Below are 14,891 nucleotides of genomic sequence, written 5' to 3'. Positions count from 1 at the left end.
TTCGTCAAAGGATTACATTTTATATATATTTTTTCGAATTTATAAAGAAGTAGATGACGTATAACAAGGAGATGGTGGCAATGCCCGCCTCCATGCAGAACAGGCCGCTATAACCGGCAAGATCGGCTATCTTTCCGCTACCGATAGCCATGAGCAACCCACTGGTATGCGTGATGACAATCTGTATGGTAAAGTCGGTCCCTTCCGCGCCCTTGCGCACGATGTACATCGAAGAGGTGTACACCACCACCGTACCCATGCCATAGCAAATCCAGAGAAACACGATGCCAACCACCAATTCCGTCTTGGAGGGGACGCGCATCGACATGAACGCAAAATAAATGGTTGCTAACAGTATGCACGCCGCAAAAGCTATTTTCGCCTTTTCCGTTCCCCATCGCCTTATCAGCATGCTGGCTGGGTAGCTCACGAGCATGGCCGCCGATATGCCAACGATGCCATTGAGCGCGCCGATTTCTTTCATATCGTAACCAAGGTCCACCATGTAGGGCCTTGTCACGGATAGCAGGCCCATGATGCTGGCATAATAAAGCAGCAAGAACCCTATCTGCGGATATACCTCCTTGCGGCCGAAAAACCATATAAAATCATTCCATTTGGCTTTGTGCGACGGCTCTTTTTCTTGCGCGAGCCTCATCTTCTTGTTCGTCAATAGTGGTATGAGCGCCAAGAGCACAAACACGCTCAAGCATTGTGTCACAACGTTCCAGCCGTAGTGGTGCATCACTATTAGCAGTATGCCACTTCCCAACAAGCTCCCGCCGAAGCTGCCCATCGACTGCATGCCGTTCACGAAGCTTTTCTGTTCTTTGCGTGTGGATAGTATGGCCAGCGCGTCTGTCGCTATATCCTGCGTGGCCGAGGCGACGAGCGACAGAAAAACCAAGATCATGATTAATTGGATGTTGGTATCCAAATTCAGCAGTCCCGCCCCGAGGATGAGCGCGGCGTAGACCACTTCGGACGATATTATCCAGCGTTTGTAGTCTTTCACTGTCATGCACTTGCGGTCGACGAGGGGCGACCACAGGAATTTCAGAATCCAAGGCACCTTGATTAATTGCAGCAAACTGATGGTGGTGAGTGAAAACGCCTGCTCGCGCATCAGTACTTGCAGTGCCGTTGAGAAGAAACTCATTGGCACGGCTTGCGCTATGTATAGGCTAAAAAAAGTTCCTAATAGCAGTCGGTTTTTGTTGTTTTCTGATTTCATCTATTGTCAATGGTATTTGTTTTTGTCTCGTGCGTTTGGCCGTGGCTTTGCCGCGTGGCCTGTCCTACGCGAACAGCTCCCGCAGTTCTTTGTTGCTCAACTTGCCAATCCAGCTTTCTCCCACCGCCACTGTCATGTCGGCGAGGGCTCGTTTCTCGTTTATCATGTCGTTAATGCGCTCTTCGAACGTGTCGTGCGTGATGAGCCGATGCACCATCACGTTCTGCTTTTGCCCTATGCGGTACGCCCTGTCAGTGGCTTGCGCCTCCACTGCCGGATTCCACCACAAGTCATAATGTATGACATGCGTGGCCGCCGTGAGGTTCAGGCCGGTGCCCGCCGCCTTGAGCGACAGAATCAATATGCGGTTCGATCGGTCGCCCTGAAACCTGTCCACCATTTCCTTGCGTTGCTTGATGGAGCATCCGCCGTGCAGAAACATTGGCATGGCGCCTGTTGTCTCGGCTATAAAATGCCGCAACATGTCGCCCATTTCAGTGTATTGCGTGAAGATGAGAGCTTTCTCGCCGCTGTCATAAATAGACGAGACGATGTCTAACAGCATCTCCGTTTTGCCGGACAGTGAAGCGTCCATCACTCCGTTTTTGAGGTATTGCGTAGGGTGGTTGCATATCTGTTTCAACGCCAGCACCATTTGCAGCACCAATCCTTGCCGCTTGAACAGCGCCCCCTTGTCGTTTTCGTCCACTCCCTCTATTACCTTCATGCTTTCCTCCAGCACTTGTGTGTAGAGTGCGGCTTGCCTTGGTGTAAGCATGGCGTACTCGTCTTGTTGTATTTTCTCGGGCAGGTCGTCAATGATGCGCTTGTCCGTTTTGAGTCTTCTCATCATCATCGGTGCCGTTATTTTCTTGAAACGCTCCGCGCAAGCCTTGTCGCCTGATTGTTGTATCGGTTTGGCGAACTCCTCGTTGAAAGCCTTGAGCGACCCCAAGTAGCCCTTGTTGGCAAAGTCCATGACGCTCCAATATTCGGAAAGCCGGTTTTCCACAGGCGTCCCGCTCATGGCTATGCGTATGTCCGCCTTGATGGCTTTCACGGCTTTGCTTTGCGAGGTCGCGCTGTTTTTGATGTTTTGAGCCTCGTCGATAACGATAGCGGCCCATTTCATTTTCTTGATTTTCTCCACGTCCGAGCGCAGCGTGCCGTAAGAGGTGAGCATGACGTGATGGTCAAAGTGGGTTGTTTTTCTTTCTGCCCCATGGTACAAGAACACTGTCATCATGGGCGCGAACTTTTCCAATTCGGCCTCCCAGTTGGCCAGCAGGCCAGTAGGCGCCACCACCAACGCTCGTTTTTGCGCCAGCAACCCCTCGTTGGCCAGCTTTTGCAACAGCATAATCACTTGCAGCGTCTTGCCAAGTCCCATGTCGTCGGCCAGTACGCTGCCAAAGCCCAAACGCATGTTTTGGTACATCCACTCGTATCCTCGTATCTGGTAAGGGCGCGGCGTGGCCCGTATCTCCTTGGGCACGCCAATCTCTTGTAGTGTTGTCCACCGCTTGAGCAGTTCGCACACCTCTGGCGACAGGTTTACGTGTGCCGTCTTGTATTCACCCGAAAGCGCCGCTTGGAGCATGCGCGCTGGTGTCATCTCGTTGCGCGCCGCCATGGCTTTCTCTATTCGTTTGAGGTCGTCGGCGGATACATAGACATATTGTTGCTTGAAACGTATGAGTTGCCCGGCCTTCCCGACCATTCGCTCAAACTCGTTGGGCGACACGAGATCGTCTCCTATGGCCACTTTCCAGTCAAATTGTAGCAACTGGTCCAAGCGCAGAAACGTTTTGCCATCGTTTGGCTTGGTAGACAATGCGATTGATGGCAGTGGGCGAATCAAATTCTGGAGTGATTTTGGCAGCGCCACTTGTATGTTGAGCAGTCGCAGTGCTGGCGCCGTGTCCATCAAAAATCTGATCATGCCATCGCCGCTCATCGCTATAGGCTCGCGCGCCTCGCGCGCGAGATAATCGTCAAGAACCGGCAACATGCCCGCCAGGGATGACAGCTCTTTCAAGATGGCGTACCGCGTCGTTTTATACGCCTCGTCCGAGAACACAGACCGAAGGGATATGGGATCGCCGTATTTCTGCTTGTCCACGACATACGCATCAAGCAAGAACCGGTCGCTGTCCACGCCGTCCTCGCGCAGTGTCAGCAGGGGCGTGTGGCGCGATTGTGGCGCGCGCAGATGGTCGGCCCAGCTCTTGATAGAAATGGGGACGGCTTGCTCGCCCATGCCATCGTAATGGTATAACCCACCCTTGTAGAACATGTCGTGCACCTTGCTTATCTTCGTGAATGGTTTGGCCGTCGCTCGCGCGATGGTCGTCAAGAAGATCGCGGTGGCAAACCATGCCGGGTGTCGTGGCGTGCCGGGAGCCGTGACGCCACCCACGCGTATATCGCCCTTGGCAAACAGCGTGTCGGCCTGTCGCAATATTTCCGCCGTTTGGGCGTCGCCCATAAATGGTGCCCACGTTATATCATAGCCTTTTTGGGGGTCTGCGCAAATTATGGGTACCACGTTGCCTTTGGCGGCGAGGTGGAGTGCCAGCGTGAAACAGGTGTGAAAAGCGTATGTGGCGTTGGAACTGTTGCGAACTTCTGCCGTTGGCAGTGCCTCAAGCTGTCGCATCAGGTCGGGCACGGAGCGTGATGTAGTCTGTTTTCCGAATTTTATGCTTGGCTCGTGTCGTTTGTTCACGACAAGGCTTGGGTCGGCAGCGTTTATGGATTCCGGTTTGTTGGTTGTCAGCTCAAAACAGTCGGCCACGCTTCGTTTACCCTGAAGCATGGCCTTGGCAACCTTGGCCGCCCGGCTGGCGTTTTCTGAGTAGAGCGCCATAAAGTCGCCCTCGCTCCAAAAAGGCGGCTCGATGGGCAGCAGTTTTCGCATAGTGTCTCCCAAGGGCACGATAGTGGAGAAATCAAATTGGGGCAGCGTGGCAGGGGCGTCCTTGCCCTTGACGCTGGATGGCTTGTCTATCTCCATGGCCTCGCTCCACCCTGGCACCTCCACCTTGCTGTCTTGCAGGGCCTTGATGCCGCGTCGTTCCAATTCGGCGAGGATGTCCACCCCATGCAACTCGAAGATAAGGAACGGGTTGTTGTCTATCTCCTTGCCCACCATGTAGATCACCGCGGCGATGTGCTTGCATGGTACCGCCCAGTCAGGGCAGTCGCAATCCATGCCAAGGTCGCGCCATGACGTCGGAAAGACTTTTATGTTTTTGGATTTGGCTATGTCTGACACGGCTGGCGACAACCTGTGGCATAGCAGCTCGGACACGATGGCCGGGTGTTCTAATATGTCGTCTATAAGAGCCTCTTTTTCTTTGTCCGTGAAGGCTTTTACCTTGACCGCCACTCTGTATGGGGTGGGGCGGCTGCCGTCCACCTTGGCGCTTATCGCCCCGTGATCAATGCTCACGCTCCGTACGTAGCCGTTGCGGGCGTATCTCGCGCCACGTGGTATGCGGTTTTCATAGTCTATATGCTGTAGCGATTGTAGCCATTCGCTTCCCCACCATGTTTTGCCAAAATGTTTTGCCATCATTGTTATGGTAATAATTTTATATGGTTTCTCTGCTTGTCAGTGCCTTGCGTTGTTCCATGAGTGGGTGCGAAATCTTGGCGCGTGCCTGCCCCGTTCCTCCAGCAAGCTGCCACAGGCGCGCCAAGAAACGGTGGCCATGTATGCCTATGGATGACGACGGTTTTCTTGTCTTTTGTGACAGGTCCATGACAGCATGCGACAAAGGTACGATTTTTAACCCGCAAACCGCGACTGTAGACTTATAAAATATATGCTTGCCACGTTCGTTTTTTATGGTTTGGTACAGGGTGTGTAAAATATTTTATCACAAAAACGACGTGGCTCGGGTCGTTGTTTTAGAAGTCAAAATGGCTTTCGACTGCCGATCTTTCTCGTAAGACAGGGCTTGTTTTTCCTTGTCGTTTTGCCATTGATACCTAAAGCAGTGGCGTTTAGGCCTTTTTTATGCCGTGATTGAGACTTAACCGTGGTGCCAATAGAACCTAAAGGCATCTCCTTTAAGGCCTAAAGGCAAGGCGAGTTTGAAAACTGATTTGAAGAAATGTTTCTTATATCACTGCAAAGTGTTGTTTTCCTGTTATATGTGGAAAACTCAAATGCTTGGCGTATTTGCCATCAAGAAGTAAATTGCGCGGAAATACGCGAGGCATGAAAGGGCTTTTGTCATTTTTTTTTAGTTTCTTCTATCTGACTGCTTGCTAAATATCAATTGTAATTCCGCGCTTGATGCTTGACCGCTAATCCCAATTAGCAGTGCAAAACAAAATAGGGTTCAAAGATGCAAAAAAAACAGAAATATTCAATATTGTTCCTTAATTTTACACTGACTTTTTTCTTTATATGTAAAAACGTGAAGCGTCTTTCATAAATTTTGATTTTTTATTTTAAAAAACATATCGCATGAAAAGACTGTTCGTGGCATTCATTTGCATAGTTGCATGTCGCATGTCAACAAACGCTAAGATCAAGACAGATTTCGGAACCTTCGCGTTCGGAGCCACGGCCAATTATGGAACAAGTGGCACTTACAACCATGGTGGCGCCGGTTTGAAATAGCAAAAGTTTTTTGGTGATGAATTTCGGGGCAGCATCTTTGCCGACTATTTCTTCAAACAAAACAACGCCAGCTTTATTGAGCTTGGCACAGACTTCAACTATGTGTTCGCATTGACGCCTAAGATGGGAGTTTATCCCATTTTGGGTTTGGGGTATTCCATCATGAAGTTGAACAATGTGATAGAGAAGCCCGCTGGTGTCGACAATCTACCTGATGACTATTCGGACGACTCTGAAGGCAATCTCAATTTTGATCTCGGCGTGGGATACGAATATTATTTCACTCCAACGCTGAAGGGTTTTGCCGAGGCAAAATACCGATACGTTAAAAACTGCGACCGGACGCTGTTACAAGTAGGAGTGGCTTACGTTTGGTAGTCAACAAATGGACCCATTAACCAATCTAACATATATGAGAAAATCACTATTCGCCATCATTGCCGCCGTATGCGCGACGATAACCACCGACCACGACCTCCATAGGCAAGGTGGGGCGTTGGCGTCGTCGCTTCACAATAAACGGGTAGATGTTGCGTTGTATAGACAGTTATGCAATGGACCGATAAAATCAGGCGTGTCAATATTCTGCTCGTTATGGCGGCTATCACGATTGCCGTGGGGTCATTGTTGGTGTCTCATTATCTGACGCGCGACCTGCGAGAACAAGAGCAGCGCAAGATGGAGGTGTGGGCCGAGGCCATGCGCACGCTGAGCAATGCCGACGAGAATACCGACTTGAACTTGGTGCTCAAGGTGCTCAACGACAACAATTACATACCGGTGGTGGTGCTCGACGCCAATGGGCGCGCCACCGAGTTTCGCAACATCGAGCTGACGGCCGACAGCTATCAGGACAGCCTTAGGCAGGCTGAAAAAATAGGCAGGCAGCTGCTCATGCGCCATCAGAACATTCGCATCAAACTGTCAGGCGCCTCCAGCCGTCACGACGAGGTACGAGCGAACGATTTTATCGATGTGTGTTACGACGAGTCGCTCATTTTGAAACGGCTCTCTATCTATCCTTTCGCTCAAATGGGCGTGGTGCTTATCTTTGTCGCGGTGACTCTCTTCGCGCTCTTGTCGTCTAAGCGAGCTGAACAAAACAAGGTGTGGGTGGGTCTTTCCAAAGAGACGGCCCACCAGTTGGGGACGCCGATATCGAGCTTGATGGCATGGACGGACGTGCTGCGCGAGACCTATCCAGAGGACTCACTTATACCTGAGATGAGTAAGGACGTGAAGCGCTTGGAGCTTATCGCTGACCGCTTCTCGAAGATAGGCGCCAAACCTGAACCGGTGCCCACCAGCCTGCAAGAGGTGGTGGAGCGCGTGGTGGACTATATGAACAGGCGCACCTCGCATCGGGTCACTATATCAACAGTTTTTCCCCAGCATCGGGTCATGGTCAAATTGAACAGCTCTCTCTTTGAGTGGGTTATCGAAAATCTGTGCAAAAACGCCGTGGATGCCATGGGGGGTGAGAACGGCACCATCACGCTCCGCGTTTTTGAGCGTGGCGACAAGGCTGTCATAGAGGTGAGCGACACCGGTCGCGGCATCAAGAAAAAAGACGTGCGCAATGTGTTCAAACCTGGATTTACCACCAAACGCAGAGGATGGGGGTTGGGATTGTCGTTGGCCAAACGTATCGTGGAGGAGTATCACGAAGGCCGTATATGGGTGAAAAACTCCGAGGTGGGGCGTGGCACTACTTTTCGCGTGGAGTTGCCGCTCATGGATAGCAAGGGCCGCGATGGCGCAATGGCTCGTAAAAATTAGTTTGTCGCGGGCGTCATGGCTTACGCTGGTTGCTTTCTCAATATAATGAGGATGACCGCCGTGAGTATTAGCACGATGCCCGAGGCCAATCGCCATGTGAAAATTTCGCCAAAGACGAACGTGCTGATTACAACGGCCGTGACGGGTTCGAGCGCGCCAAGGATGGACGTGGGGGTGCTGCCAATGAGTTGGATGGACACATTGATAAAATATAGTGACAGCAATGTGGGCAGCACGGCCAATTGTATCACGCAGAGCCATTGTTTAGACGTATTGAGTGCTTGTAGTGGGTCGCCCGCGAAAATCATATATCCGATGATGGTCAGCCATCCAAACGCAATGATCCAAAAGGTGTATTTCACGACCGACATCTCTGTTTTGAACTGGTGAACATACACAATGTAGAGGGCGTAAAAAAAAGAGGAGGCCAAAACTAAAATCACGCCAGTGATGTTGAGTGGCTCGCCGCCATCGCCACGATACAACAATCCTATACCCGTGATGGCCAACACCAACGCAAAAGTGGTGACCCACGTGACGCGCTCGTGATAGAACACCACCATGAGCATGGCCGTGATGATGGGATAGGAAAACAAAATGGTAGACGCCACACCTGCGTTCATGAAGTGGAAGCTCATGAAAAGCGTTGCCGACGACAAGCCGAAGAGTACCCCTAAGATGGCAAACTTGATGGCATGCCCCCGCCTAATCTTGAAGTTTTCTTTTTTCAACAGCATCCATGCGGCAAAAAGTAGCATCGCGATGCCGTAACGATAAAATAACACATTGCCCGACGTGATATGGTCAGCATAGAGCGGTAGCGCGCCTAATGGGTTGGTACCATAAAAAACAGCAGCAAGAACACCTGCGATAAATCCTTTGACTCGTGAGCTCATTTTTATTGGCCCGCACTCTACACAATGTGCATAGTGTACAGGCATTTAATGTCATCATTTATTATTCGGGGGGCAAAGGTATAATTAAAAAGCATAATGACCAATGCTGTTGGCAATATTTTTGGGGCACTAAGCCTATTTGATGATTTGGAACAATACGAGAAAGATACTATAATTATCTTTTGTTGTCTTTTTTCTTAATTATCGGATATGATACGATAACATTTTTTACATCTATTCAGAGAAGGCATATGTAAACTTGGCCATATAGCAAGTCAAGCCGCTTGGACAATTTGGTACTTGTTAGTTCAAGGTAAAATCTCGCAAAGTGACAACACTAATTGACAAACTCCATCATAATTCACATTAAGCGACGTAATGCTATGCTTTTTTGTTTTTTATCATTACATTTGCCAAATCATCTCAATGATGTTACACATTCGCTTTCTTGAGACACCATAATGTATTTGAGAGTGTAAAAGCAGGCAAGAAAGTTACGAATAAGTACGTAATAAAAATGTAGGGATACATAGAAACTATAATCGGAAAATCGCCTGTTATGGCAGCTATGACAGCGTCCAAGAAAGGTAATCAAAGTAGTTCTCAGACAATCCAATCTGGTGAGATAATCGACATTCGTTCCATGTCGGTTGAGCAATTGCAGGGTGTCGCGCCAGTTCTTACGCTTGCGAAAAGCGTCCAAGCCGTGGAATCCGTGCGCAGACTATCTTATTTTAGTCCTAAAAATATGGAACCTTTGCCATATGACAAACTCAAATCCACAAAGAAATTGTTGGATAGAGCAAAGCGACTTACAGTAACAAAAAGAGATGTTGAGAAAACATACTTTATCCTATTATCCGTAGATAGAATTTTAAAATAGCCTTTGGCACGCTATTCTCAAAGGAGTATGAATAATATTTATTATCATTATTTTTTTTGCGATTAGATAGCTATTTATCAGAAAAAAATAGTAACTTTGCAGCCCAAAGTGTGGAGATGTCTTATTTAGAGCAGTTTAAAATAGATCTGAAAAGGTTGGCCGAGGGGGACAATGTTCTCGAGTACGACCTTGATGACGCCTACTTTGAGGCCATAGGGGCTCCCGTGGTGCGAAGGGGGAAACTGCGCTGCACGCTTGACATTCATTGTGTCGGGTCGTTATTTGACATTAATTTTCACACAAAAGGCTCGGTCGTAATACCGTGTGACATCTGCTTGGACGACATGGAACAAGCGGTTGACACTCGCGACCATCTCACGGCCAAGCTTGGCGAAGGCAGCTCTGACGATGACAACCTTGTCTTTATAGCCGAGAACGAAGGAATACTCGACGTGGCATGGTACATCTACGAGTTCATAGAGCTCAGCATACCACTCAGGCACGTGCATGCACCTGGAAAATGCAACCCTGCCATGATGAAAGTTTTAGAAGAACATTCGGCCGCCCGAAGCGGCGTTGGCGATGGTGACAAGGCTGTGGACTCTCGATGGGAAGCATTAAGCAAAATAAAAATTACAGAATAAAAGTTTAAACATTAAAGTATTATGGCACATCCTAAAAGAAGACAGTCAAAGACACGTACTCTTAAGAGAAGAACTCACGATAAGGCGGTCGCCCCAACATTGGCCATCTGCCCCAACTGCGGCGCATACTATGTTTATCACACGGTCTGCCCCACTTGCGGATATTATCGTGGTAAAGTTGCTATTGTCAAGGAAGCTGCGGAATAATGGGCAAAATTAACGCTGTAATCACAGGTGTGGGTGGCTACGTGCCCGACTATGTTCTCACTAACGAGGAATTGTCTCGCATGGTAGATACCAGTGATGAGTGGATCACCACACGTGTGGGTATCAAAGAGCGCCGCATCCTCAAGGAAGAAGGGCTTGGAAGCAGTTACATGGGGCGTAAGGCCGCCAAGCAACTCTTGCAAAAGACTGGCGTTGATCCTGACACTATAGACGCGCTTATCCTTTCCACCACCACTCCTGACTATGCGTTTCCCTCCACGGCAAGCATCGTGTTGGGGAAATTGGGCTTGAAAAACGCGCACGCATATGATATGTCGTGCGCTTGTTGCGGATTTCTTTACGCCATGGACACCGCGTCCGCGATGATTCAGAGCGGTCGCTACAAGAAGATTATCGTGGTCTCGGCCGAGAAGATGTCGTCTGTCGTTGACTACACCGATCGTCAAACTTGCGTTCTTTTTGGTGATGGCGCAGGAGCGGTGTTAGTGGAGGCGACAGAAGAAGAGGGAATTGGTTTTCAAGACTCTTTCCTTCGTACAGACGGCAAAGGCCTTCCTTTCCTGCATATAAAAGCAGGTGGCAGCGTTTGCCCACCCTCTCATTTCACGGTAGATCATCATTTGCACTATATATACCAAGAAGGGCGCAATGTTTTTCGACATGCCGTTACCGATATGGGCAATGACGTTAGCGAGATTTTCAAACGCAATGGCTTGGGCGCCGATGACGTGGATTGGGTGGTGCCCCACGAGGCTAACTTAAGGATTATAGAGGCCGTCGTCAAGCGCGCGGAGATACCTATCGAGAAGGTGATGATCAATATTGACCATTACGGCAACACCAGTTCCGCCACCATTCCTTTGGCGTTGTGGGACTATGAGTCCAAGTTGAAAAAAGGTGACAATGTCATCATGACGGCTTTTGGAGCCGGTTTCGTCCATGGAGCCTCTTATTATAAATGGGGATATGACGGAGCGGCTGTTTCTGGTGTAAAATAAGTAAATTAAACTATAAGAAAACGCATCCTTCAGTTTCATGAATCATGCGTTTTTTTTGTTTCGCCAATTTTTCCATTCCATAAAAGATATGCACAAAGCAGGCTTCGTAAATATTGTGGGCAATCCCAACGTGGGCAAGTCGACGCTGATGAACCAGCTTGTTGGTGAAAAAATAAGCATTGCCACTTTTAAGGCACAAACCACTCGCCATCGCATCATGGGCATCGTGAACACACCCGAGATGCAGATAGTGTTCTCTGACACGCCTGGGGTGTTGAAACCAAACTACAAGATGCAAGAGATGATGCTGGCTTTCTCGGAGTCGGCGCTTGCGGATGCGGACATTCTGCTCTATGTCACCGATGTAGTGGAGAACCCGGAAAAAAACATTGAGTTCTTGAACAAGGTCAAGACCATGGCTATCCCGGTGATTTTACTTATCAACAAAATAGACGAAACCGACCAACGGCATCTTGGCGATATTGTGGAAAGGTGGCACGCCCTGCTCCCTAACGCGGAAATCTTGCCAATCTCTGCCAAGAACAAGTTTGGCGTTGATATACTGATGAAGCGCATTGTTGAGCTGTTGCCCGAAAGCCCAGCTTATTTTGGCAAAGACCAGCTCACGGACAAACCTTCCAAATTCTTTGTCTCGGAGATTATTCGCGAGAAAATTTTGCGTTATTACGACAAGGAGATACCTTACTCGGTAGAGGTGCTGGTTGAACAATTCCGAGAGAGCGAAAAACTCATACGCATCAACGCGGTAATCTACGTGGAGCGCGATTCGCAGAAAGGCATCATCATTGGGCATCAAGGCACCGCGCTAAAACGTGTGTCCTCAGAGGCGAGAAAAAGTTTGGAGAGCTTTTTTGGCAAGAAAATTTTTCTCGAGATGTTTGTCAAAGTTGACAAGGATTGGCGAAACTCTCAAAAAGAGTTGGACCATTTCGGATACAATCCGCGATGAACTTTCTTCTTGGAACGAGGTAAATTAAGTGTGGAGAAAGAAATGGAAGACATTGTCCATCCTTGTAATTATACTTATCATACTTTTAATCTTACCCAACATCTCTATTTTCCCAGAAACTCTTTCTCCTGTTTTTAAGAACAACCCCTTTAATACTGATAAAGATATGGCAAATTTAGTAGCAATCGTAGGACGTCCCAATGTGGGCAAGTCCACACTTTTCAACCGCCTCACCCAGTCGCGTCAAGCTATCGTCAGCAATGTGGCAGGAACCACTCGCGACCGCCAATACGGCAAATGCAATTGGAACGATCGGGAGTTCTCGGTCGTGGACACGGGTGGATGGGTCGTGAAATCCGATGATATTTTCGAGGATGCCATACGCCAGCAAGTGAGGATAGCGGCTGACGAGGCCGACTTGGTGCTGTTCTTGGTGGATGTGGAGACAGGGCTCACCGATTGGGACGAGGACGTAGCGACAATCTTGCGTCGCGCCAAGCTGCCTGTGATACTCGTGGCCAACAAGGTGGACAATAGCGGTGAGGCATACGTGGCGGCCGAGTTTTACAAGCTTGGCTTGGGCGATCCTGTTTGCGTGAGCGCCGCAACGGGCGGTGGCACAGGCGACTTGCTCGACCTTGTCATACAGAAATTGCCCTCCGAGACCAGCGAGGAGTCGCTGGATGATATACCGCGCTTCGCTGTCGTGGGCAGGCCCAACGCTGGCAAGTCGAGCTTGATAAACGCCTTTGTAGGCGAGGAACGCAATATCGTGACCGAGATAGCGGGCACCACGCGCGACAGTATTTATACCCGTTACGACAAGTTTGGCTTTGATTTTTATCTTGTGGATACAGCTGGCATACGTCGCAAGAACAAGGTGACCGAGGACTTGGAGTTTTACAGCGTGATGCGCAGCATCCGCGCCATAGAGAACAGCGACGTATGTATATTGATGATCGATGCCACGCGTGGCATCGAGGCGCAAGACATGAACATCTTCCAGCTCATACAACGCAACAGAAAGAGCTTGGTGGTAGTGGTGAACAAGTGGGACTTGGTGGAGAATAAAGACCAAAAAGTAATCAAGACGTTTGAGAGCGCCATCAGGGAGCGCATGGCACCGTTCACCGATTTCCCCATTATCTTCGCCTCGGCTCTCACCAAGCAGCGCATATTCAAGGTGCTTGAGACTGCCAAACAGGTTTATCTCAACCGTACATCCCGCGTGGGAACTACCAAGCTCAACGAGGTGATGCTTCCCATTATCGAACAAACGCCACCGCCATCCATCAAGGGCAAGTATATCAAGATAAAATATTGCTCGCAATTGCCCAACACGCAGATACCCTCTTTCGTGTTTTACGCCAATCTGCCGCAATATGTCAAGGAGAACTATCGCCGTTTTCTCGAGAACAAGATACGCGAGCATTGGCCCATGCACGGATGCCCCATCCATGTGTTTATCAGGAAAAAATAGGGGCGGCACGGCGACTGGCACGGTGCTTGAGCGCCCCAAACGGAAGCGCACCCCCATAAAATCTGTTTCAGAGTGAGGAAAATACTATTTTTGATACTTGCCACATGCGCGGCTTGTTGGAGCTGTAGCGATGGCCCCATCCCCGAGGAGCGAGCCGCACGAGCCGCAAAAGTGTACTACGACTGGTTGATACAAGGCAAATACGAAGACTTTGTCGATGGCAGGTATCAACCTGAAGCTATACCTCCATCCTATCGCCAGCAACTCATTGCCAACGCCAAAATGTTTGTGGGCGAGCAGCAAGCCGCCCACAAAGGATTGAAAAAGGTGCGCGTGGGCGCCGCCACTGTCGATACGGCTCGACATGTGGCCAACGTGTTTCTTATCTTTGTTTATGGAGACAGCGCTACCGAGGAGGTGTTAGTGCCTATGATTGAACACAAAGATGTCTGGTATATGCGTTGAGCGTGGTATGCTTTGGCCATTCGTTTGGACGCGTGTGACCTTCGCGGCTCAATATTCCAATTCCTTATTCTTAACTCGTTTACGATTTTTCTTTAGTCCGTTCGATCGTGTGACAACACTTGGCGGATTTGAGAAAAATACGTTGAAAAATCGTAAACATCCAACATTAGCCGCTTTTTTGTAGCGTAAGCATCCCATAATTCCTTGGAGTAACGGATGCCTTGAGCTACTATGTCCAAAGCGATGGGAGGCGCAAAGCTCTTGCCCGTGCGCAAATCCGCCCATCGTCCGCGACGAATTTTCTATATAACCTTATGATCTCGAATCGGAAAGCCAGTTATATTAACTGCTTCCGTGAACCATTTGGACTCGAAGTTGGCATCATCCGACAAAGCCTTGTCCATACGTTAGTCAAGACTAATACGAAACTCAGGCCAAACCTCGCGAACAGAAACAATAGTAAAATAACATTGTATTTGAGAGGGCAAAACAAGAGTTGCCAAGGCGCGTAACATTTTTCTTCCATGACGCGAAGGTCGCAATTATTAAAATAAATAACAAATTGTTCCCCGGAAAAATTGTACTGAGCCCCTACCCAATTTTAATTCCTCTGAATTTTCAAAGTTAATGTTAATATATGTTCGTCTCCCAAAAAACGTCGTTAAAAAAAAAAAAAAA

14 protein-coding genes and 1 pseudogene are annotated in these 14,891 nt (G+C 49.0%); 10 read left to right on the top strand and 5 right to left on the bottom strand.

All coding sequences use genetic code 11. From position 1 onward, the window contains the following. Nucleotides 1-19: 19 nt before the first annotated feature. The 3 genes from HMPREF1640_RS03645 to HMPREF1640_RS13170 all read right to left on the bottom strand — a co-directional run bounded on the left by HMPREF1640_RS03645 (nt 20) and on the right by HMPREF1640_RS13170 (nt 5,016). Nucleotides 20-1,234, bottom strand: a complete 1,215-nt coding sequence (locus tag HMPREF1640_RS03645) for an MFS transporter (RefSeq protein ID WP_036892501.1) — start codon at nt 1,232-1,234, stop codon at nt 20-22. Between the two features lie 64 nt (nt 1,235-1,298). Then, nucleotides 1,299-4,814, bottom strand: a complete 3,516-nt coding sequence (locus HMPREF1640_RS03640; protein WP_052051689.1) for an SNF2-related protein — start codon at nt 4,812-4,814, stop codon at nt 1,299-1,301. A 16-nt stretch (nt 4,815-4,830) separates the two neighbouring features. Then, nucleotides 4,831-5,016 (bottom strand): hypothetical protein, encoded by a 186-nt coding sequence (locus HMPREF1640_RS13170; RefSeq protein ID WP_156098700.1) that lies wholly within the window; start codon nt 5,014-5,016, stop codon nt 4,831-4,833. A gap of 698 nt (nt 5,017-5,714) precedes the next feature. Between HMPREF1640_RS13170 and HMPREF1640_RS13165 the strand changes: the two genes are divergently transcribed. From HMPREF1640_RS13165 to HMPREF1640_RS03630, 3 genes are all read left to right on the top strand, one after another. Further along, entirely contained in the window at nt 5,715-5,870 is a 156-nt protein-coding gene (locus tag HMPREF1640_RS13165) for a hypothetical protein (RefSeq protein WP_156098699.1), read from the top strand. Between the two features lie 33 nt (nt 5,871-5,903). Continuing rightward, nucleotides 5,904-6,248 carry an outer membrane beta-barrel protein gene (locus HMPREF1640_RS03635; RefSeq protein WP_081935259.1) on the top strand — a complete coding sequence of 115 codons (345 nt, stop codon included), beginning with the start codon at nt 5,904-5,906 and terminating at the stop codon, nt 6,246-6,248. Between the two features lie 171 nt (nt 6,249-6,419). Then, nucleotides 6,420-7,649, top strand: coding sequence for a HAMP domain-containing sensor histidine kinase (locus tag HMPREF1640_RS03630; RefSeq protein ID WP_036892499.1), 1,230 nt, complete (start codon nt 6,420-6,422; stop codon nt 7,647-7,649). Nucleotides 7,650-7,669: 20 nt separating this feature from the next. Here the strand turns inward: HMPREF1640_RS03630 and HMPREF1640_RS03625 are convergent, their stop codons facing one another. Beyond that, nucleotides 7,670-8,545: a DMT family transporter gene (locus tag HMPREF1640_RS03625; protein ID WP_081935258.1), complete on the bottom strand. Its 876-nt coding sequence runs from the start codon at nt 8,543-8,545 to the stop codon at nt 7,670-7,672. Nucleotides 8,546-9,104: 559 nt separating this feature from the next. On the opposite strand from HMPREF1640_RS03625, the gene HMPREF1640_RS03620 reads away from it, so the two are divergent. From HMPREF1640_RS03620 to HMPREF1640_RS03595, 7 genes are all read left to right on the top strand, one after another. After that, nucleotides 9,105-9,428, top strand: coding sequence for a hypothetical protein (locus tag HMPREF1640_RS03620; protein ID WP_036892498.1), 324 nt, complete (start codon nt 9,105-9,107; stop codon nt 9,426-9,428). Nucleotides 9,429-9,544: 116 nt separating this feature from the next. Then, nucleotides 9,545-10,072 carry a DUF177 domain-containing protein gene (locus tag HMPREF1640_RS03615; protein ID WP_036892497.1) on the top strand — a complete coding sequence of 176 codons (528 nt, stop codon included), beginning with the start codon at nt 9,545-9,547 and terminating at the stop codon, nt 10,070-10,072. A gap of 21 nt (nt 10,073-10,093) precedes the next feature. Further along, nucleotides 10,094-10,279 carry a 50S ribosomal protein L32 gene (gene rpmF / locus HMPREF1640_RS12740; protein WP_081935257.1) on the top strand — a complete coding sequence of 62 codons (186 nt, stop codon included), beginning with the start codon at nt 10,094-10,096 and terminating at the stop codon, nt 10,277-10,279. After that, on the top strand, nt 10,279-11,298 hold the full coding sequence (locus HMPREF1640_RS03610) for a beta-ketoacyl-ACP synthase III (protein ID WP_036892496.1): 1,020 nt from the start codon (nt 10,279-10,281) through the stop codon (nt 11,296-11,298). Before rpmF ends, HMPREF1640_RS03610 begins: the two co-directional genes overlap by 1 nt. A gap of 88 nt (nt 11,299-11,386) precedes the next feature. Continuing rightward, nucleotides 11,387-12,268: a GTPase Era gene (gene era / locus HMPREF1640_RS03605; RefSeq protein ID WP_036892495.1), complete on the top strand. Its 882-nt coding sequence runs from the start codon at nt 11,387-11,389 to the stop codon at nt 12,266-12,268. Between the two features lie 166 nt (nt 12,269-12,434). Beyond that, nucleotides 12,435-13,748 carry a ribosome biogenesis GTPase Der gene (gene der, locus HMPREF1640_RS03600; RefSeq protein ID WP_036892493.1) on the top strand — a complete coding sequence of 438 codons (1,314 nt, stop codon included), beginning with the start codon at nt 12,435-12,437 and terminating at the stop codon, nt 13,746-13,748. A gap of 72 nt (nt 13,749-13,820) precedes the next feature. Then, nucleotides 13,821-14,213, top strand: a complete 393-nt coding sequence (locus HMPREF1640_RS03595; protein WP_036892490.1) for a hypothetical protein — start codon at nt 13,821-13,823, stop codon at nt 14,211-14,213. Nucleotides 14,214-14,305: 92 nt separating this feature from the next. On the opposite strand, the pseudogene HMPREF1640_RS13615 reads toward HMPREF1640_RS03595, so the two are convergent. Then, nucleotides 14,306-14,728, bottom strand: a pseudogene (locus HMPREF1640_RS13615) (hypothetical protein). Nucleotides 14,729-14,891: the final 163 nt, after the last annotated feature.

Origin of the sequence: Prevotella sp. S7-1-8 (assembly GCF_000758925.1) — a bacterium.
Taxonomy (GTDB): domain Bacteria; phylum Bacteroidota; class Bacteroidia; order Bacteroidales; family Bacteroidaceae; genus Prevotella.
This window is presented reverse-complemented; position numbering and strand designations above follow the sequence as displayed.